Here is a 20,399-nt window from a genome sequence, read left to right as displayed (position 1 = left end):
TTAATTGTCAGTCAAAATGTTTCCCAGTTTTCATCTTGTCCGGTCGCCGCGGTACGCGTACGGTTTGCAGCAGGTTCAGCGGCTGGCGTGCGGTACGTCGCCTGCGGGGTGACCGTGTTTCCAGCGAGTGAAGCGAGACGAAACGCCGAGACCGCCATCTTCAGACGGCTTGCCTGGTCTTCCAGCGCAGCGGCCGCCGCAGCGGACTCCTGCACCAGCGCGGCGTTTTGCTGTGTCACGCGATCCATTTCCGATACCGCCAGGGCAACCTGGTCGATACCACGACTCTGCTCATCAGACGCAGAGGCGATTTCACCCATGATGTCCGTCACGCGGGTGACGGCATTCACGATGTCATTCATGGTCTCCCCGGCGCTTTCCACCAGCACGGAGCCGGTATCGACGCGGGAGACGGAATCTTCAATCAGCGACTTGATCTCTTTTGCCGCGTTGGCGCTGCGGCTGGCCAGGTTGCGCACTTCCCCGGCCACCACGGCAAACCCGCGTCCCTGCTCGCCCGCACGCGCCGCTTCCACGGCGGCGTTCAGCGCCAGAATGTTGGTCTGGAAGGCAATACCGTCGATGACGCTGATGATGTCGGCGATTTTCTTCGAGCTCTCGGCAATGTCGTGCATGGTTTTCACCACACCATCCACCACGCGACCGCCGCGCTGTGCCGTCTCGGAGGCGCTTTCCGCCAGCTGAGAGGCCTGGCGGGCGTTATCGGCGTTCTGCTTCACGGTCGAGGTGAGCTGCTCCATGCTGGCCGCCGTCTCTTCCAGGGCGGACGCCTGCTGTTCGGTGCGCGAAGAGAGATCGTTATTGCCCATCGCAATTTCGCTGGTGCCGGTATAGATGGCATCCGTGCCGCTACGCACGTTGGCGACGGTATCGATAAGCGAACGCTGCATATGGTCAACGCTGTTTGCCAGTTCGGTGATCTCATTGCGCCCGGACACGGTCAGCGTTTTGGTCAGGTCACCGCCGGCAATGTTACGAATGTGGGCAATGACGCGGCCGAGAGGGTTCAGCAGGATATGGCGAATGCCGTACCAGACAGCAACCAGCACAATGACCAGCGCCAGCGCCATCACCGCCATCTGCCATTTCGCAAAGCGGTAGTCATTCTGGCTTTCAGCAAACGCGGAGTGATACAGATCGCCACTGACCTTCGCGTACTCCCCCAGCGCCGCGCCGAGGGCGTTTTGCATCCCCTGCGTCGGCTGCGCGAAATAGGCGTCCATGTTGCCGTTCTCAAGGAACTGAATCAGCTCTGCCAGACCGGCATGGTAGGCGTTGTATTTTTCGTCAATGTTCTGGCTCACCTGCTCCATCGCAGGCTGCGGGGTAATCTTTTTAAAGGCGTCGTAATGTTTTGCGGCGTCAGCGAGGGTGGCACGGGCATTTTTCAACAGATCGGTTTTCGCGCTGCTCTGCTGATTGTTGGGATCCATCATCATGCGCGCGGACGAACGGCTCAGGTTAATACGCGTTTGCAGCATCAGATCCCACGTTGAGGTGAGCTCACTCTGCTGCAGGCGGAGATCGTTCGAGGCCGCAAAGCTATCCTGGTTCTGTTTTAATGACGAGAAAAAAAGCCCGCCGGAGATAAGCTGAAGTAGTGCGAAAATGACCAGCACCATCATGAGCATTGTGACAACGCGGATACGGTTCAACATACAACACCTTCTCATAGATTTATTAACGGTGTTATCGGCACAGCCAACAGGAACTTTACATTTGAGAAAGGGAAAAGCGCGGGGTTAGAAAGCCACGTCGACAATCAGCGTATCGGTGTAGGTTCCGGCGGGTGGCGTGGCCTGATTAGTCAGCACTTTCGCGGTGTAGTTGTAGGTACGCAGGAGACCGTCGGTACTGACCTGCGACGACGTCGCGCTGGTCCAGCGTTCGCTGCCGCTGCCGCCCCAGCGGTTACCCGTGGCTTCTTTATAGATGTCATAACTGAGGTAATTACTGCCGCTTACCATCCGGCGCACGTTATTCAGCGCGTTAGCACCGTTGTTAATGCCGATGGTATACGTACTGCCTTTGGTACAGGTGACGGCAATGGCCTGCGAGACGGTGGGGAAACTTTGTACCAGCGGCGCGCTGTTGAAGTTGACGTCCGGCGTGGTCATGGCGCTGCAGTCGTTGGTGACGGTCATATTAAGGAGAATACTGGTTGTTGCGGTTCCCGACTGGGGGGATGTGCAAAGGCTTCCAACTCCGAAGGCACAGACGTTGTAGTTAATACTGAAGGTCAGCAGCACCTGATAAGGCCCGGCAGTGACGTTTTGCCCGGCGACGGTGCGAAAATAGAGCGGAATGTTGTACTGCTTTGACCCGAGCAATCCCAGCAGCGTGTTGCCGCTCCAGGTATAGGCTTTGCTTATCTGCACCTCGCTGCTGCTCGCGCACCCGGATAATCCGCACAGCCGGGTGGGGATCACGTCCGTGATGGCCGCGTTGTCCGTGCGTTTCATGGTGGCCCGACTGCTGCCCGAGACCGATGCCGAGGTGTAATTCAGCGTCACCGAGTCGCTGGTCAGTACATTGAGCACGGTGTCACACGCCACCACCAGCGTGCCGGTGGTTTCCACCTCCCCGGTTCCACTGAGCGCAAACGACGTGACGCTGCCAAACGAGGCGTTGACCGTACTGACGGTACACGCCGCCCAGCCGCCGCCGGAAAACAGCAGCAGTATCAACAGCAGCAGGCGCTTCATGGCGCCTCCCGGCACACCAGCGGACCGTAGGTTTGCAGCTTGTGCTCCGGGTTGGCTCCCACGGTCAGGGTGACCTTGCAGCGTTTTCCATCAGGCGCGATCACCTCCAGCGGGTTCACATCGCTAAGATTCTCCAGCCAGGCGATGCCGTCATACCCCACCACCGCATTGCTGCGCGAGGCGCGTCGGACCTGGCTTCCCACCGGCAGTGCCTGGCCGCGCGCATCGTGTAGAATGACGCTTGCCACCCGCTCCTGCTCCATTGGGAAATCAACCAGATAGCCGCTGTGACGGCGGATCGCGATCCGCCGCTCGGTCTCTTTCAGACGGGTATCCGCCGGCAGGTTCAGGGTATCAATGCGGTAGCTGGCCGGATAATACGCCGACACCCCGCTGACCAGCAGGTAACCGTTGTTATTCGTTTTACCAACGGGCTGGTTCTCATAGCTGACGGGCACGTCCGGATGACCGTCGGTACTGATGACCACAAACGCATCGTTGATCTTATTCGCGGCAAACAGCTCGCCGTCCATCAGAACAATTGCGCCCATCGCCTCGCCCCACCAGGTCATCATGTCTCTTTCGCCGTAGCCGCCGCCCTGCAGTTCAATATTGTTATTACGCCAGCCCAGCGTGCCCTGTTGATAGTCACTGGATTTTGACTGGTTGGCCCAGGCCATGTTCCAGCTAAAGCCGCCGTCAGACGGCATGGAATGGTTGTAGTTAATGCGCTGGGTGTTGCCCGCATCCGGGGTGTTTTCGACGGTGAACGCGGCGCTGTCACGTGCCCCCAGCGGCACCTGTAGCGACAGCGCGACCGTCCAGTCTCCCCGCTGCTGGTCCCGGCTCCCTGCCAGGTAAATACTGCTCGCGCCCCACAAATTACGGCTCCATGAGAGATTAAGCAGCTCGGTTTTTTGACTGTCAAAACTCTCCACGCCAATCCAGGCCGCACCGATGTTGCCGTACTGTCCCAGGTTGAAGGTCAGAGAATACTGGTCCGTATTACGGCTGAAGCTGGCGATGGGTTTATCGTTCTCGTCATACACCGTAGGCTGGTCGTACAGGGCCAGATTGCCAAAGCCGCGGTCCCGACGCGTGTGCTGGGTGGCGACGCTGAACTCGCTGGTGCTGTACTGGTAACCCCAGTTGATTTGCCCGCCCGCATCCCCGCGCATGCGGCTTTGCGAGTAAGAGGTATTCACCACGCCAAACTGGCCGAGTTTAATAACCGTCCCAGCCCCGCCCAGTGCCAGCGACTCCGCCCCTTCGGCATGGCCCTCCAGGGTCAGCCAGTCCGTCACCCCGTAGCGATACGAGCCGCTGCCTGCCGCCGGGCCGTAATCAAAATTCCTGATACCGTAATTGCGCCGCAGGCTGCCCAGCGTCACGGCACCGTCGCTCAGCCCTTTTTTGAGCAGGTCGCTGGAGACGTAAAACGGCAGCGTGGTGCTGACCTGGCGCCCCAGCGCATCCGTCGTGACCAGCACCGCATCCCCGGCGCCGTTGATATAGGGCAAATTGGTCAGGGTGAAGGGGCCCGGCTGAAGCTGGGTTGAGCCGGACCGATAGCCGTTGATAAAGAGATCCACCGAGGTGGGCACCGCCGCTTCCCCCGCGAATTCGGGCAGCGGCCACGTCACCAGGTCAGGGCGCAGGGAGAAATCTCGCCCGACACTGATCCCTCCCATCCGCACACTGGAACTCCAGCTCAGGGCATCGCTGATCACGTCCCCGACGCTCCAGCTCATCGCGTCATCCTCATTGGTGAACAGCAGGGTCGTGTCATAGCGGACATACCCCTCCTGCTGACCCTCGTTGCCGGTGAAATTATCACGGGCATAGCCGGTGGAGGAAAACGAGCCGTTCTCGTTAAAGTAGCGGAACTCATGCCAGAGAGACGCCTGTCCGCCGATGTGCTCCGTGTGGTTGGTGTAAAGATCGTAATTGAGCAGCGCACCGCGCCCGAAGTGCGGTTTAGCCTGCGTCGCTTGCGCGCTGAACGGCGTCACACGGGACGCGACCCAGTCGCGGGGAACGGTCAGCAGCAGGCGCTGCGCTGCGCTGTCGTACTCGACCCGAACCTGAGAAAGCGAAGAGAGATTTACCTCCCCGGCAGGAACATGTTCCGGTGGCAGCCCCGCGCGCAGCAGGTCGGCGCTGGAGATAAAGAAAGCGCCTTTGCGCTGCGTCACGGGCACGACCAGACCGGTGTCGTAGTGGTTGAGCACGAGGGCAAGCTGGAAGACCGCTTCATCATGTATCGCCTGTGCCTGGGGCGGCGGCGGAAGACTGTCGTCGCCGGGCTCAGCCCAGGTCGCGGAACTGACGCAAAGCAGTATCATCATCGCCGGCTTCAGTTGACGGGGGGCGACTGCCATTGTTCGTCCCTGGCATTAATCTGCGCGCTCATCGTGTCTGGCTGACGAACGCCAGCGGGTATCGGCCAGCTGCGGGTACTGCCCGGAAGGACGTAGCCCAGTAATCCTTCCGCGACGGTGCGTTTTTGCCCTCCCTGCGCCAGTGTCACCTGGCTCAGCCTGACGTGCACATCACCCCGATTCCGAACCTCCAGTGCCGGCTGCCCCTCCGTTCGCGTCACCCGCCAGCTCAGGTTCCGGGTCTCGGCCAGCGCGTGATGCGCCCCCTCTTTTATTGTCGGGATCCCCTGGCCATACACAAACAGCGGAATGGAGTAACGCATCTGCAATTTGAGGCCGATGGTGGGTTCTGCTTTGGCATCAGGCTGAGGAATTTCATCCACGATAATGCGGTAGGCTTGTTCGATGCCCGCGGGAACGGGCGCCTGCTTAATAAGGCGGATAAGCTGCTTGCTGCCTGTGCCAATCGTGACGATGGGCGGGCTGGCGACCACATCCTGCTGTGCGGTGTAGCGCTCGTGTCCGTCCTCCTGTTTCCAGCGCACAATGCGCACCTGCATCGTTGTGGCGCTGTTTCCCTGGTTCTGGATCCACAGTTCCGTGGCGTTGGCGTCTGCCGCAAGCCACGGGTCGATCGGCCAGAGCAGAATGGTGGCTGCCGCCTGCGCCTGACCGGTTGCCACAGCCATTCCCAACGCGCCCGCCAGACAAACAGGTCTGAAAACTGGCTTCATCAACACTCTCCCTTTATTACCATGACAAGGTCACGGTGAGCTGATCGGAATACGTTCCTGCCGGGCTAAATCCGGTCAGTAGCGCCACGCCAAAAAGCGGCAGCGCGATGTTATTGCTGTTGCTATAGGTCACCGGTATCGCCTGGTTGACGCCAATCTCGCTGTTCGCGGCCAGCGAGCTGCTGCTGTAAAGCCGGTATCCCACGACGTCGGCGCCGTTCGAGCGCTTCATGCGGCGAACGGTTGAATAATTCTGGCCGCCATTAATGCTCATGCTCAGCGCCACGCCTGGCGTGCAGGCGATAGATAAGGCCCCGTTTGGCACAAAACTGGTGCTGACCGGTGCGCTCTCGACGCCGTTATGGGTGCCAAAATCCAGCGTCCCGAGAAGCCCTCCGCTGCCGGTGGTCACTACACATCCCGGGACGATGGTCGCGCTGACCTTAAAGGACTGTGATGTCACCGCCTCCGCCGCGGGCGTCATCAGCAATCCGACGATCAGCGCGAAAAAAGGCTGCACGTGTCCCTCTGCGCATATGCGCAGACCAGTAAGAGTTGCCTTCATGGCGGTGCAGGACTAATAGGTGACGCTGACGTTAATCGTGTCGGTGTAGGTGCCCGGGACGACCGTCACGCTGTTACCGCCGCCGGTAATACGTCCATAGAGGGTGTAACTGTCCACCCCTCCGGCCGTAGAGGCGGCCTGCAACGCGGTGTTATTGGCAATCACGCTGTTAAACCCGCTGTCGCTGTACAGGCTGTACGCCACACCCTGTGCCGCATTGGCGGTGTTAACCAGATAGCGCGCAGGTGTTCCCGGAGTGCCGACAACGGTACCGGGGGCTGTGGAGTTGGTGTTGCCGGTGATCGCCACCGTATAGCTGGCGGTCGTGCACTGAATGGTGAAGGTGTTTCCGCCGCTGGCACCGGTGAGTTGCGTGGTCAGAGTAGAAAACGTTGCGGGATGGGTGCCGAAATCCAGCGTCCCGAAGTTAATGCCGTTTTGCGTGGGCGATCCGTTTATCAGGCAGCCATTCGTCAGTGTCAGCGTCGCGCCGATGGTGCCGCTACTGGTGACGGCCAGTGCCTGATGGACCGTTGTCGCAGTCAGTAAGGTGCCTGCGCAGATCAAAAGGAGTTTTCTTTTCATTTACCACCCTCCAGAAGACGTCTCCGTTCCCTTGCCACATTTTATTTATTTCGTTCAAGATGTTAGCCCCGCTTAATGTTCCTCTGAGGGGGGTTATTGAGAATTTAGTTTACGGATATCGCTTCGACCACCTGCCCCTTAACGCATAAGCACTTTGTCTTATTGACTTCTTATTTCCTTAAATAACATGCAGTTAAAATCATTTTTCCCGCTTTTTTAATTTATTCCCTGAGAATATATCCATTAAAATGTGATACAGATCACAATATATCGTCATAGCAATAACAACAAAATTAATAAAACTTAAAAAGGAGTTGTATCCCCCTACGCTTTGCGTCAATTTATGTGCCGAATAATTTCCCGCGTCGTAATAAAAAATTTATATGTATCGCCGCGGGCTACATCTGAAGCGCATAGAGGGTCTTTTTTCGTGGCAAGTGCAAACAAACTCACACTCTTCATCGTGATATTCATGCTGGCGGGTATTCTTTCAGGGGCAGCAATTCATGAATATGCATCTGCGGATGCCATCAAAGCCTGGTCGGATAATATTACCCTTCTGACCGATATTTTCCTGCGACTGATCAAAATGGTCATTGCACCGCTGGTCTTCAGTACGCTCACCGTCGGCATTATGAAACTGGGCGAAACCTCCACCATTGGCCGCGTGGGCGGCAAAGCGATGGTATGGTTTATCAGCTCATCCGTGCTCTCAATTCTGGTCGGCCTTTTTATCGTCACGCTGGAGCATCCGGGCAGCGGACTGAACCTGACCGTCCCGACCGAAGCGGTGGATACCGGTCTGGCCGTGGGGGGCATGACGCTAAAAGCGTTCCTGTCACACACCATTCCAACCAGCATCGCGGGGGCGATGTCGAACAATGAGATCCTGCAGATTGTGGTGTTCTCCATGTTCTTCGGCATTGGCGGCGCGTCGCTGGGGCAGAAATTCAATGCCCCACTGGTGGCTGCGCTGGACGTGGTTTCCCATATCATGCTGAAGGTCACGGGTTATGTGATGTACGTTGCGCCGCTGGCCATTTTCGCGGCAATCTCATCCGTTATCGCCACGCAGGGTCTGGGCATTCTGTTGAACTATGCCTCCTTTATTGGCGGCTACTATGTTGCCATTCTTCTCACCTGCATGGTGCTGCTGGCCGTGGGTTACATGGTGCTGAAAAAAGAGGTGTTCCGCCTGGTCAGCATGCTGAAAGATCCAGTTCTGGTGGCGTTTACCACCAGCAGTTCTGAAGCGGCCTACCCTAAAACGCTGGAGCAGCTGGAGCGTTTTGGCTGCTCGCGCAACATCGCCTCTTTCGTGCTGCCGATTGGCTATTCCTTCAACCTGGTGGGGTCGATGGTGTACTGCTCTTTCGCCTCGATGTTTATCGCTCAGGCGTACAACATTCACCTGAGCTTCTCTGAAGTGACGGTGCTGATGCTGACCCTGATGCTGGCCTCAAAAGGGATTGCGGGCGTACCGCGCTCCTCGCTGGTGGTGCTGGCCGCGACGATCCCAAGTTTCAACATCCCGGTCGCCGGAATTTTGCTGCTGATGGGGATCGACCACTTCCTGGATATGGGCCGTTCCGCGATTAACGTGTTGGGGAATGGTATTGCGACCGCGATGCTGTCACAGAATGAAGGTGCGCGGGAAGTGGACGCTGAGCTGGTAAAGCAGGAAGCGTAAGGGTATGAAAAAAGGGTGAGGCCTGATGCCCTCACCCCAACCCTCTCCCACAGGGAGAGGGAGCAAACACAAAAAACGGCAACCTGGGTTGCCGTTTTGCATTTACCTACGCTACGTGACTCGCGGCGATATCCAGCAGCGCCATCTCATCGCTGTTCAGCAGCTTCTCAATGTTCACCAGAATCAGCATACGCTCGCCGAGCGCGCCCAGACCGGTCAGATATTCGGTCGACAGCGTGACCGCAAACTCCGGCGCAGGACGAATCTGGTCAGAGGTCAGGGAAAGCACGTCAGACACGCCATCCACCACGATACCCACCACGCGCTGCCCCAGGTTCAGAACGATCACCACTGTGTTGTCGTTGTAGTCAACGTCGCCCTGGCTGAACTTCACGCGCAGGTCCACGATGGGCACAATGACGCCACGCAGGTTGGTAACACCTTTAATAAACGCAGGCGTGTTAGCGATGCGGGTAACCTGGTCGTAACCACGGATTTCCTGCACTTTCAGGATATCGATGCCATACTCTTCATCGCCTAAAGTGAATACCAGAAATTCCTGTCCTGATGGCTCGCCCGCCAGTTTCGTTACATTACTCATACCGGTCATGTTATTACCTTCTACTTAATCAGGCGGCTGTGTACGCCACACGTTGTTCACGATTTAATCCCTGAAGCGCCGACACGTCGACGATCAGCGCCACGCTACCATCACCCAGAATGGTGGCGGCAGAAATACCCGGCACTTTGCGGTAGTTGCTTTCGAGGTTCTTCACCACCACCTGGTGCTGGCCAATCAGCTGATCGACCAGCAGCGCATAGCGGCGGCCCGCGCTTTGCAGGATCACCACGATACCCTGCGTGGCCTCGGTCTTTGCCCCGTCCACTTCGAACACTTTCCACAGTTCCACCAGCGGCAGGTACTCACCGCGAACCTCGAGCACGCGCTCGCCGCCCGCCAGCGGATGCAGATCTTCCTCACGCGGCTGCAGGGATTCCATCACCGCGTTCAGCGGCAGGATAAAGACTTCGTCCGCCACCTTGACGGACATGCCGTCGAGGATCGCCAGCGTCAGCGGCAGCAGGATGCGAATGGTGGTGCCGGAACCCTGTTTAGACTGGATTTCAACGTGGCCGCCCATCTCCTGGATGTTACGTTTCACCACGTCCATGCCCACGCCGCGCCCGGAGACGTCGGTCACCTGCTCTGCGGTAGAGAAGCCCGGCGCGAAGATCAGCATGCCCACTTCTTCGTCGGTCATGTTTTCATTGACCGCCATCCCCTGCGAAATCGCTTTTGCGAGGATGCGCTCGCGGTTCAGACCTGCGCCGTCATCGGTCACTTCGATACAAATGTTCCCGCCCTGGTGTTCCGCAGAGAGAATCAGGTTGCCGACCGGCGATTTCCCGGCGGCAATGCGGTTTTCCGGCAGTTCGATGCCGTGGTCGAGACTGTTACGCACCAGGTGCGTTAACGGGTCAATGATGCGCTCGATCAGGCTCTTATCCAGTTCGGTTGAGCTGCCCATCAGGGTCAGTTCAATCTGTTTATTCAGCTTGCTGGCAAGGTCGCGGACCAGACGCGGGAAGCGGCTGAAGACATATTCCATCGGCATCATACGGATGGACATCACCGATTCCTGCAGGTCGCGGGCGTTACGCTGCAGCTGACCCATGCTGGTGATCAAATCCCCGTGGGTGACCGGGTCGAGTTCGTTTGAACGTTGCGCCAGCATCGACTGGGTGATCACCAGTTCGCCCACCAGGTTAATCAACTGGTCAACCTTCTCAACGGCAACACGGATGCTGGTCGACTCGCTGGAGCGCGCGGCAGGTTTTTCACCACGGCCCGGTGCAGCAGCTTCTTTTGGCACCGCCTTCAGCGCCGGGGCCGCAGGGGCCACAGCCGGTGCGGCGGCCTGGGCGACAACAGCCACCTCTTCCGCAGCCGCAGGGGCGTCAACTGCGACAGTTTCGGTTTCGAAGGCGATTTGATCGGCTTCAATCACAAAGCACAGCACCGCCACGATATCGTCCTGGCCAATACCGTCATCAAGCGTCGCGGCCAGGCTGTCTTTGCCTTTTACTACGTTGCTTAATTTCGCCAGGTTACCCAGCTCTTCTTCCAGCAGGTTAACTTCATTCTCTTTCAGGCGAGACAGCACAACGCGCAGTTTGCTCGCTTGTGCAGCGGCTGGCGCAGCCTCGTCGGCAGCAACCGCATCGACAACGCTCAGTTTCGCCGCAGGGACAACGGCTGTAACGACCTCACCTTTTGCTTCCAGGGCGAGCTGGCGCAGCGCATTGCAGATGTATTCAAAGCTGGCGGCATCAGGCTCTGCCGAACTTTTATAGGCGTCGAGCTGTTCCTGCATAATATCTTTGGTTTCCAAAAACAGGTTGATAATGTCGGTATTGAGCTGCATCTCACCGCGTCGTGCTTCATCAAGCAGGTTTTCCATTAAATGGGTCGTTTCCTGCAGGATGGTAAATCCAAACGTTCCGGCTCCGCCTTTAATGGAATGCGCCGCACGGAAGATGGCATTGAGCTGCTCAGAATCCGGTGCTTCGGGCACCAAATCGAGCAAGTGTTGCTCCATATCGGCCAACAATTCGTCGGCTTCATCAAAGAATGTCTGGTAAAAATCGCTAATATCCATGCTCACGCTATCACCTCGGATTGGCTGGTGGCGATGTTGGAACGGCAGCCGAAGGAACGGCCCCAGGCTGTTTTAAATCGTCCAGTGACTCATTCTGACTTTCGGCGTTTTCATGCAGGATGGCCTGCTCCGCCTGCTGGTTCAGCACTAAAAGACTGATACGACGGTTGATGGCATCATCCGGCCCGCGGTCGGAAACGCGCATGGTTGCGGCCATGCCGACTACGCGCAGTACCTTGCCATCATCAAGCCCACCTGCCACCAGCTCGCGGCGCGAGGCGTTGGCACGGTCGGCAGAAAGTTCCCAGTTGCTGTATCCCTTCTCCCCACTGGCGTACGGGAAATCATCCGTGTGGCCTGACAGGCTGATTCGGTTAGGAATGCCGTTCAGCACCGGTGCAATGGCACGGAGAATATCGCGCATGTACGGTTCGACTTCCGCACTCCCGGTTTTAAACATCGGGCGGTTCTGGCTGTCGATAATCTGGATACGCAGCCCTTCCTGCACCAGGTCAATCTTCAGATGCGGTCGCAGCGCGCGCAGCTTCGGATCCGCTTCAATCAGCTGATCGAGATCGCCACGCAGTTTTTTCAGGCGCGCCTGTTCCATCTTTCGTTTCAGCTCGTCGATGTTCGGCTCTTTTTTCACCTCACCCTTCTGCTGGGTGTAATCATCGCCGCCGCCCGGGATCGGGCTTTCGCTGTTAGAGATACGCGGTCCGCCAGCCACCGCCGTTGCCAGCGGCGTTCGGAAATATTCGGCAATCTGGATCAGTTCTTTTGGGCTGGAGATGGAGATCAGCCACATCACCAGAAAGAACGCCATCATTGCGGTCATAAAATCGGCGTACGCGATTTTCCACGAGCCGTGCGCGCCATGCCCACCGCCCTTGTGCTTGCGTTTTTTTACGATGACGATCGGATGGGACTGGTTTTTCATGCGTCCTCAGTTGTCGTCTGTTGGTTTGGGTTTTTCACCGCACGCACGTGTTCTTCAAGCTCGATAAACGACGGACGCTCGCTGGAGTAAAGCGTTTTACGGCCAAACTCAACCGCGATCGGTGGCGCATAACCGTTGAGGTTAGAGAGCAGCGTGATCTTCACGCACTGCATCATTTTGGTGGTTTCCGCGCTCTTCTGGCGCAGTACGCTGGCCAGCGGAGAGATAAAGCCATACGCCAGCAAAATACCGAGGAAGGTTCCCACCATCGCATGGGCAATCAGCGCACCGAGCTCCGCTGCCGGACGGTCTGCTGAGGCCAGCGCGTGAACCACCCCCATGACCGCGGCAACGATACCGAATGCCGGAAGCGAGTCGCCGACCAGCGCCAGGCTGTTGGCCGGTACTTCCGATTCGCTTTCATGGGTTTCAATTTCTTCATCCATCAGCGCTTCGATTTCGAAGGTATTCATGTTGCCGCTGATGATAAGGCGCAGATAGTCGACGATGAAATCCAGCATCATGGCATCAGCAAGAATGCGCGGATAGCTGGCAAAAATTTCGCTCTCTTTCGGGTTTTCAATATCCCGCTCAAGCGAGAACATGCCCTGCTGACGCGACTTCGCCATCAGGCGATAGAGCAGTGCCAGCAGATCCATATACATGCTTTTGGTGTATTTCGAGCGACGGAACAGCAATGGAATTGCTTTCAGCGTGCCCTTGATCGATTTACCGTTGTTACCAACGATAAAAGCCCCTACCCCTGCGCCGCCGATGATAATAAGTTCAGCCGGTTGATAGAGTGCTCCAAGGTGCCCGCCGGTCATCATGTAACCGCCGAAAACTGTACCGAGAACTACCAGGTAACCTAATAAGATAAGCACGACATCATCCTTCCGCTAGTGACTATGGCAAGGACGTCCAGCTCGCAGCGTTGACCGTTTACGGGGTAAAAAAAAGCAGCGGTAATCGCTTACCGCTGCTGGAATCTTTCCCACACGTTCGGGTTAAACAGCTTGTTCGATCTGTTCATCCAGCAGTTGTGGAATAATATCGGCAGCATCCCGGGAAAGTTTACGTCTTTTTACTGCGCGGGATGGAGGCTGACATAAACTACAGGCGAAGCTGCCTGCAGGCTGATGAGCATGGGTAATAAAATTGCCGTTGCAGCAGTTGCAGCGCGACAGCTCAAGCATTCCGCTCTCAACAAAACGCACCAGCGTCCATGCGCGGGTCAGCGCCAGCAGAGGGCCTTCTTCCTGCTGTGGGCATTGTTCAAGGTAAAGTTTGTAGGCTTTGATCACGGCGTCAACGCCGCTACACAAACCGGTTTTGAGAAGATACTGCCAGGCATTACAGAACATGGAAGCATGAATATTCTGCTCCCACGTCATAAACCAGTCGGTAGAAAACGGCAGCATGCCTTTCGGCGGGGGACTACCACGTAACTCTTTGTACAGTTTGATCAGACGGCCACGGCTCAACTGCGTCTCGCTTTCCAGCATTTGTAAACGAGCACCCAGTGTAATCAACTCCATGGCCAACTGTATGTCACGCGCTTCCTGAACAATGCTTTTCTCGCTCATTGCTAGGCCCTTTTCTTACGGGCTACGTCATCAGGCTGGCTGATTTCGTTAAGCAAGCGAGTGGAAAGAAGAATACCGGTATGGATCTGTTGAAGATCGTCTACACGGGACTCCTGCGTCAGACGCGTTATAGTCTGAGAGTCATCGAAACGGAACTGGCAAACCAGTTGATTCGTTTCAGCCAGTTTAACCATCTGCGGGAGGGTTAAACCACCCAGCATGGTTGCCATTTCTTCGTTAATACCCAGACGAAACATCGCGGACGCCTTGTCCTGACTAATCAAACGCTGCGCGAGCAGTAAATACGACAAATTGATGTCATAGATATGTTTTAGCAACTCGGATGTATGCATTGTTCCCATCCCGAATAACCAACTATTATTTTTATGCGGAAAGACCGCACCCCGTGATGTCGCCGGGAAATCACCCGGTATAAAAAAGAAAAGGCTAAATGCATAGTTGAATTTAGGTTTGTATTCATCGAAACGCGTAAGAGAGGAAACGCAAATGCGTCTCTTACATGTTTTATCATTTCTTACAAATAACTAAGATTTTTCCTAATTCGACGCAAACTCTACTCGTCAGTTTTGACACATACAATCCAGCCATCCTCAAATTTAAAAAAAATGTGATCTACGTCACACAATTTAAGTGAATATGACCCATAAATCCATCAGTATGACTTGTAATTTGTTCATTTATTAACCAATCGACACTGTTTTGTATTCTTAATTGACGAATACTCATGCAGAAGGGGGATCAGAACTGGCATGCAATGTGCTTTTCCATCGGGGAGCGTGGCGCGGAAACATTTACATCAATTACCCCTTTGGGAAACATTTTTCTTACTGTGAAAAAACATAGAGTTATGCAGGCAGCCCAAAAAAGATGTTTCAGGGCGTGATCATTCGAAATGATTTTGTAACGTATCAAAACGATTCAACAGTCAAGGCATAAAATTGTGTGATTTACGTTAAGTTGTTAATTTTTTTCATTTAGGCGCATTTTTCAGTTATTCTTCTTATAAGAATAATTAATGAATAATTATGATAAGCTTCACACTAATGTCGTAATCAGCCCTTGCAGAACCCGGAAAATCGCGGTAAAGGTGATCAAACGCTGTCAGTCAGACACTCAAGGAGTGCGCCATGAGTTACTCCCATCTACTTGTTTCTGTTGCCGTTTCCCCAGAAAGCCATCAACTCGTCGCCCGGGCGGTGTCCATTGCCAGACCCCACAATGCCCGCATCAGCCTCATCACGCTTGCGGCCGAACCGGAGATGTATAATCAGCTGGCTGCCCCTATGCTGGAGGATATTCGTGAGGTACTTCAGGAGGAAACGCAGCAATTCCTGCACGAACTGGTAGAAAAGGCACATTATCCTGTTTATGAGACCGTTATTGCGACCGGGGAGCTGAACGCCCATATTCTCGACATGTGTCGTAAACAGAATATTGATTTAGTAATATGCGGAAATCACAACCACAGCTTTTTCTCACGCGCAGCCTGCGCGGCGAAATCTATTGTCGCGTCAAGCCAGGTTGATGTGCTGTTAGTGCCGTTTGGGGGGCGTTAAGCCCCCCCAGGGAAATATCAGGCAAGTTTAGGGAAGGTTGCGATCTTTTTTTGTAAATCGCCTTCATGGCTTTGTGGGGCGATATCGCGGAGATCCTGAATAAAACGCGCCTGCCAGTGGTTAATATCGTTTTTCCGGATCGTCTCCATCATTTCAGCATGGCGGGAAATACGCTCCGTGAGCGGCATGGTCAGCGCGCGGTTCAGGGCGTTAGCCACGTCATCGCGATCGTAAGGGTTCACAATCAGCGCCGAGGTAAGCTCATTTGCGGCCCCGGCAAACTGGGAGAGCACCAGCACACCCGGATCGGCGGGGTCCTGCGCCGCCACGTATTCTTTCGCGACCAGGTTCATCCCGTCGCGCAGCGGCGTCACCAGGCCGACGTCCGCGTAGCGGAAGACCTTCATCAGGATCTTACGGTCGAAGTGCTGGTTCAGATAAAACAGCGGCGTCCAGCCCAGCTGCCCGTAGCGTCCATTAATCCGCCCTGCTTCTGTCTCCAGCTGATGGCGAATGTCCTGATAGGCCTGAACCTCACCGCGCGACGTCGGCGCAATCTGGGTATAACGGATTTTACCGTGATGCTCCGGATATTTATCCAGCAGCGTTTCATATGCCAGGAAGCGCTCCGGCAGCCCTTTTGAATAATCAAGACGCTCGACTGAGAAAATATTTTTCACGTGCTTGAGTTCATTCTTAAGCTGCGCCAGCTTTGGCGGCAGCGGACCAGAGGCCTGCTCCGCGATTTCGTCAGGTTCAATCCCTATTGGATACACTTCGGTGTGGAACGTTTTTCCCCACGCCGTATGGGTTTTCCCGCCTTTGGTCACCAGACGCGCTTTCCCTGATACGGAGTCAAGGAATGCCAGTCGGTCATTTTCCGTCTGGAAGCCCAGCAAATCGTAGTCGCACAGCGCCTCCAGCAGCTCTTCATGCGGCGGCAGCGCGGTAAAAATTTCCGGCGTCGGGAACGGGATGTGCAGGAAGAAGCCAATCCGGTTATTTACTCCCCTCTTTCGCAGTTCTCTGGCGAACGGCAGCAGGTGATAATCGTGGATCCATAAAATATCGTCTTCTTCTATTAAAGGCAGCAGTTTATCCGCCAGCAGCGCATTCACGCGCGCGTAGCCTTCGAAGGATTCACGCTGGAATTTGACCAGGTCAAGACGATAGTGAAACGCCGGCCACAGGACGGCATTCGAGAACTGCGAGTAATACTCGTCGTAGTCTTTCTCTTTCAGCGCAAACGATGCCCACGTGATGTTCCCGCGCGTCACTTTTTTGAGCGGTTTCTCTTCTTCACTGATTTCTCCGCTCCAGCCAAACCACAGCCCGCCAGCGGCTTTCAAGGCACCTAACACCCCTACCGCCAGGCCACCCGCACTGGCTTTTTTATCATCAGGCGGTGCGATTCGGTTAGAGACGACGACTAAGCGACCCATAATGGTTTCCCCCTTTGTTTTGCGCTATTTGTTGTTGTTGCTGGTTAGCGATATCAGATACCCACTGCCAGACGCTGGCGACATCCGCCAGCCGCCATTCGGCGACAGTGTCACCAGGCCCTACCTTAACGGCGATCCCTCGGGCCTGATTAACCACACGGAACCCGGCCTCGTCGGTCAGGTCATCCCCAAAGAAAACAGGCGTCCGGCCCTTAAAAGGTGCCTCCGCCATAAATGCGGCGATGGCTGCGCCTTTATTAATCCCCTTTGGTTTTAACTCCACCACGCATTTGCCCGGCTGCAGCGCCAGCTGTGGATGGGCATCCGCAACCGCCTGCGCAAGCGCAAGCACGGCAGCTTCATGCTGCGGCGCCTGGCGATAATGCAGGGCAAAGGCCATGCCTTTGGCTTCCAGCTCGGTGCCGGGCAGGTCTGTCAGCGCAGCAGAGAGCTGCTTCTGGAGCGTTTGCGTGAGTGCGTCGGGGAGTGAAACGATATGCGTTTGATCATGGATGTCGCGGCGCTCCGCTCCGTGTACACCGGCCAGCGGAAAGTGGTATGGACTGGCGAGCAGATCCAGCTCGGCCATTGAGCGCCCTGATATCAATGCCAGTGCTCCCTCATTCATGAGCGAGAGCTGATGCAAATCCTGTAACACCGCCTCCGGAATAGACACCTGATCGGGGTGCGGTTTTATCCCGGCGAGCGTGCCGTCGAGATCAAAAAAGAAAGCATAGTGTCCGGGCAGTACAGGCGGTGCGGTTAACAAGTCAGCCACCCTTTTCCTCCTTACGGTTGACGAGAGGCAAACGCCTTTACCTCTTTCATAGCCATGTAAGTATAGACAGTGTGACGTCGCTCGCCATTTGACAACCGCCCCGCCAGTAAAACTGGCGGGGCGGTTAAGGGGTCAACTATGGTTATAAGTTGAGCAATAAAAGAGGTGCCAAACGGTTACACGGTACGCTTCGCTTTTTGCTTGTAACGGTCGAAAATCACCGCTGCCAGCAGGATCAGACCACGTACCACGTACTGCGAGAACGGCGAAATATTCAGCAGGTTCATGGCGTTCTCTACCGTCCCTAAAATCAGGATACCGGCCACCACATATGAGATTTTTCCGATGCCGCCCTTGAGGGAAACGCCCCCTAACACGCAGGCCGAAATGACGATCAGCTCATAACCGATAGAGGTCATTGGCTGGCCGCTGGTCATACGAGACGCCAGAATAATCCCCGCCGCGGCAGAAACCAGTCCTGAAAGCACAAAGATAATAATCTTGGTGCGCACCACCGGTACCCCAGCCAGCCGTGCGGCCTCTTCATTACCGCCAATCGCCAGCGTATTACGGCCAAAGGTGGTCCGGTTAAGCAGGAAGCCGAACAGGATCAGGCAGGCCACCGTCAGCCAGATAGGCGCGGGCAGACCCAGCCAGTTAGCGTACCCCAGCGTGAAGAAGCGTTCGTCTTCAATCCCCACCGCTTTACCGTCGGAGATGATATAGGCCAGCCCGCGGACAATTTGCATTGTCGCAAGCGTCGTGATCAGGGCGTTAATCTTCAGGCGCGCGATGACAAAACCGTTCACCAGACCGCTGATGACGCCGAGTAACAGACCGGCAAGGACGCCAATCCACAGGCTCTCCGTCATGTTGATCACTACGGCCGTCGTGACGCCTGCGCAGGCAATCACCGACGCTACCGACAGGTCAAAATCGCCGGAGGCCAGGCAGAATAGCATCCCGCAGGCCACCATCCCGGACATGGAGATGGCGAGACCCAGCCCCTTCATATTGATGAAGGTGGCAAAATTGGGAACAAAGATCGCGCAGGCGACGAACAGTGCGGCAAAGACCACCAGCATGCCGTACTGATCCCAGATACGCCCAACGCTCAACGCCGACTTCGACTTCGGCACTCCGGATGTAGTAACAGAGGACATCATTAACTCCTTACTCAGGCGACGGCCTGGCTAACTTTAGGCATGGCGAGGTTCAACGCCTGTTGTTCATTCGCCTGTTCATGAAGTAATTCGCCGGCAATTTCGCCTTCACGCATCACCACAATGCGGTCGGCCACGCCAAGCACCTCCGGCAGATCGCTGGAGGCGAAAAGCACCGCCACGCCGCGTTTTGCCAGCTCATAGATCACGTTATAAATCTCGTGTTTTGCCCCCACGTCGATACCGCGCGTCGGCTCATCCAGTAAGATGACCTTCATATCCTCTGACAGCCAGCGGCCCAGAATAGCCTTCTGCTGGTTTCCGCCTGACAGATTCATGATCAGCTGTTCCGGACCCGGCGTTTTGATATTCAGCGAGCGAATATGGTGATCGGCATTACTCGACTCCCAGCTATCGTTTATCAGGTAACCGGCGCGAATAAACTTACGCCGGGCGGAAATATTGATATTGTCGCGCACCGAGTGCACCGGAATAATGCCCTCCGCTTTCCGGTCTTCCGGACAGAGCATCATCCCCGCCCTGATCGCGTGGGCCGGTTTCTGAATATCTATCCGCTCGCCGTCAATGGAGACCTGCCCATCGGTAATACGGGTACCGCCGAACAGACCTTTCATCAACTCGCTACGCCCCGCGCCTACCAGACCAAACAGGCCGACGATTTCACCGCTGCGTACGGATAACGAAATCGGCGTTCTGACGCCCGGCGCTTTTACGCTATCCAGGCGCAGGCGTTCCGGGCCGTACTGGCGCGGCTGCCAGTGATAGATATCACCCAGATCGCGTCCGACCATCGCCTGGACAAGCTGGTCATGGTTCACCTGCGCCATGTCGGTAAAGGTGCGCACATAGCGTCCATCTTTAAACACGGTGATGGCATCGCTCAGGGCAAATATCTCTTCCATGCGGTGCGAAACGTACAGAATCGTACGACCTTCCTGACGCAATTCGCGGATCACGCGGAACAGATTTTCGATTTCGCGCTTCGAGAGCGAACTGGTGGGTTCATCGAAGGCAATTATTCTGGCGTTACGCGCCAGCGCCTTGGCAATTTCAACCATCTGCCACTGGCCGATGGAGAGATATTTCAGCGGCGTCTGGGGATCGACATCCAGACCCAGGTGTTTAAGCTGCAGCCCCGCTTCATAATTAAGTAGCGAACGATTCACCACGCCGCCTTTGTGCGGGAGCTGTCCTAGATAGATGTTTTCCGCCACGGTCATCTCAGGGATGAGGTGTAGCTCCTGATAGATAATGGCTACCCCGGCATTGAGCGCCGCAGTGGTATCGGCAAAAGCGACCTCTTCGCCGCGGATCGCCAGCGTGCCGGTCGTGGGCGAGTAGTTGCCGCTGAGGATTTTCAGCAGCGTCGATTTTCCCGCACCGTTTTCCCCCATCAGGGCGTGGACCTGGCCGGCATAGCAGTCGAAACTGATATCCGTCAGCGCGTTAACACCGGGGAAGGTTTTCCCGATGCCGCGAAAAGAGAGATACGGATCAGACTGTCGCATAACGTCTCCGTGATTCCTGTAGTGTGTACGTCAGGCCCCTCAC

Annotated in this window: 18 protein-coding genes; 2 read left to right on the top strand and 16 right to left on the bottom strand. The window is 55.9% G+C overall.

Going from position 1 to position 20,399, the window contains the following annotated elements; genetic code table 11:
* Positions 1 to 11: 11 nt before the first annotated feature.
* The 6 genes from tar to CWR52_RS21140 all read right to left on the bottom strand — a co-directional run bounded on the left by tar (position 12) and on the right by CWR52_RS21140 (position 6,991).
* Entirely contained in the window at positions 12 to 1,679 is a 1,668-nt protein-coding gene (gene tar / locus CWR52_RS21165; protein WP_104950672.1) for a methyl-accepting chemotaxis protein II, read from the bottom strand.
* 84 nt (positions 1,680 to 1,763) lie between these two features.
* Complete coding sequence (locus CWR52_RS21160) at positions 1,764 to 2,726, bottom strand: Csu type fimbrial protein (RefSeq protein WP_104950671.1); 963 nt, start codon at positions 2,724 to 2,726, stop codon at positions 1,764 to 1,766.
* Positions 2,723 to 5,107 (bottom strand): fimbria/pilus outer membrane usher protein, encoded by a 2,385-nt coding sequence (locus CWR52_RS21155; protein ID WP_104950670.1) that lies wholly within the window; start codon positions 5,105 to 5,107, stop codon positions 2,723 to 2,725. The genes CWR52_RS21160 and CWR52_RS21155 overlap by 4 nt, the downstream gene beginning before the upstream one ends.
* The gene (locus tag CWR52_RS21150) at positions 5,083 to 5,841 is read right to left on the bottom strand and encodes a fimbrial biogenesis chaperone (RefSeq protein ID WP_104950669.1); all 759 of its coding nucleotides are present in this window, start codon (positions 5,839 to 5,841) and stop codon (positions 5,083 to 5,085) included. The genes CWR52_RS21155 and CWR52_RS21150 overlap by 25 nt, the downstream gene beginning before the upstream one ends.
* 16 nt (positions 5,842 to 5,857) lie before the next feature.
* Positions 5,858 to 6,406 (bottom strand): Csu type fimbrial protein, encoded by a 549-nt coding sequence (locus CWR52_RS21145; RefSeq protein ID WP_104950668.1) that lies wholly within the window; start codon positions 6,404 to 6,406, stop codon positions 5,858 to 5,860.
* A 12-nt stretch (positions 6,407 to 6,418) separates the two neighbouring features.
* Positions 6,419 to 6,991, bottom strand: a complete 573-nt coding sequence (locus CWR52_RS21140; RefSeq protein WP_104950667.1) for a spore coat protein U domain-containing protein — start codon at positions 6,989 to 6,991, stop codon at positions 6,419 to 6,421.
* Between the two features lie 430 nt (positions 6,992 to 7,421).
* Between CWR52_RS21140 and CWR52_RS21135 the strand changes: the two genes are divergently transcribed.
* The gene (locus tag CWR52_RS21135; protein ID WP_104950666.1) at positions 7,422 to 8,681 is read left to right on the top strand and encodes a dicarboxylate/amino acid:cation symporter; all 1,260 of its coding nucleotides are present in this window, start codon (positions 7,422 to 7,424) and stop codon (positions 8,679 to 8,681) included.
* A 106-nt stretch (positions 8,682 to 8,787) separates the two neighbouring features.
* Here CWR52_RS21135 and cheW read toward each other — a convergent pair whose 3' ends face one another.
* The 6 genes from cheW to flhD form a co-directional block, all read right to left on the bottom strand.
* Entirely contained in the window at positions 8,788 to 9,291 is a 504-nt protein-coding gene (gene cheW, locus CWR52_RS21130; RefSeq protein WP_008500420.1) for a chemotaxis protein CheW, read from the bottom strand.
* A gap of 19 nt (positions 9,292 to 9,310) precedes the next feature.
* Complete coding sequence (cheA, locus tag CWR52_RS21125) at positions 9,311 to 11,347, bottom strand: chemotaxis protein CheA (protein ID WP_104950665.1); 2,037 nt, start codon at positions 11,345 to 11,347, stop codon at positions 9,311 to 9,313.
* A gap of 4 nt (positions 11,348 to 11,351) precedes the next feature.
* Positions 11,352 to 12,281: a flagellar motor protein MotB gene (gene motB, locus CWR52_RS21120; RefSeq protein ID WP_008500418.1), complete on the bottom strand. Its 930-nt coding sequence runs from the start codon at positions 12,279 to 12,281 to the stop codon at positions 11,352 to 11,354.
* Positions 12,278 to 13,165 (bottom strand): flagellar motor stator protein MotA, encoded by an 888-nt coding sequence (motA, locus tag CWR52_RS21115; RefSeq protein ID WP_008500417.1) that lies wholly within the window; start codon positions 13,163 to 13,165, stop codon positions 12,278 to 12,280. The genes motB and motA overlap by 4 nt, the downstream gene beginning before the upstream one ends.
* A gap of 123 nt (positions 13,166 to 13,288) precedes the next feature.
* Positions 13,289 to 13,867 carry a flagellar transcriptional regulator FlhC gene (gene flhC / locus CWR52_RS21110; RefSeq protein ID WP_008500416.1) on the bottom strand — a complete coding sequence of 193 codons (579 nt, stop codon included), beginning with the start codon at positions 13,865 to 13,867 and terminating at the stop codon, positions 13,289 to 13,291.
* A 2-nt stretch (positions 13,868 to 13,869) separates the two neighbouring features.
* Positions 13,870 to 14,220, bottom strand: coding sequence for a flagellar transcriptional regulator FlhD (gene flhD / locus CWR52_RS21105; RefSeq protein WP_008500415.1), 351 nt, complete (start codon positions 14,218 to 14,220; stop codon positions 13,870 to 13,872).
* Between the two features lie 795 nt (positions 14,221 to 15,015).
* On the opposite strand from flhD, the gene uspC reads away from it, so the two are divergent.
* The gene (gene uspC, locus CWR52_RS21100) at positions 15,016 to 15,444 is read left to right on the top strand and encodes a universal stress protein UspC (RefSeq protein ID WP_104950664.1); all 429 of its coding nucleotides are present in this window, start codon (positions 15,016 to 15,018) and stop codon (positions 15,442 to 15,444) included.
* 17 nt (positions 15,445 to 15,461) lie between these two features.
* On the opposite strand, the gene otsA is transcribed toward uspC, so the two are convergent.
* From otsA to araG, 4 genes are all read right to left on the bottom strand, one after another.
* Positions 15,462 to 16,886: an alpha,alpha-trehalose-phosphate synthase gene (otsA, locus tag CWR52_RS21095; RefSeq protein ID WP_021240457.1), complete on the bottom strand. Its 1,425-nt coding sequence runs from the start codon at positions 16,884 to 16,886 to the stop codon at positions 15,462 to 15,464.
* Positions 16,861 to 17,664: a trehalose-phosphatase gene (gene otsB, locus CWR52_RS21090; RefSeq protein WP_104950663.1), complete on the bottom strand. Its 804-nt coding sequence runs from the start codon at positions 17,662 to 17,664 to the stop codon at positions 16,861 to 16,863. Before otsB ends, otsA begins: the two co-directional genes overlap by 26 nt.
* Positions 17,665 to 17,840: 176 nt before the next feature.
* A complete protein-coding gene (gene araH / locus CWR52_RS21085) occupies positions 17,841 to 18,830 on the bottom strand; it encodes an L-arabinose ABC transporter permease AraH (RefSeq protein ID WP_175430159.1) in 990 nt (329 codons plus the stop codon).
* A gap of 11 nt (positions 18,831 to 18,841) precedes the next feature.
* Positions 18,842 to 20,356, bottom strand: a complete 1,515-nt coding sequence (gene araG / locus CWR52_RS21080; protein WP_104950662.1) for an L-arabinose ABC transporter ATP-binding protein AraG — start codon at positions 20,354 to 20,356, stop codon at positions 18,842 to 18,844.
* Between the last annotated feature and the right edge of the window lie 43 nt (positions 20,357 to 20,399).

The sequence above is a fragment of the Enterobacter sp. SGAir0187 genome, from assembly GCF_002952735.2.
In the GTDB taxonomy this organism is placed as follows: domain Bacteria; phylum Pseudomonadota; class Gammaproteobacteria; order Enterobacterales; family Enterobacteriaceae; genus Enterobacter; species Enterobacter quasiroggenkampii.
Note: the sequence above shows the minus strand (reverse complement) of the source record. Positions and strands in the feature narration are given on the sequence as shown.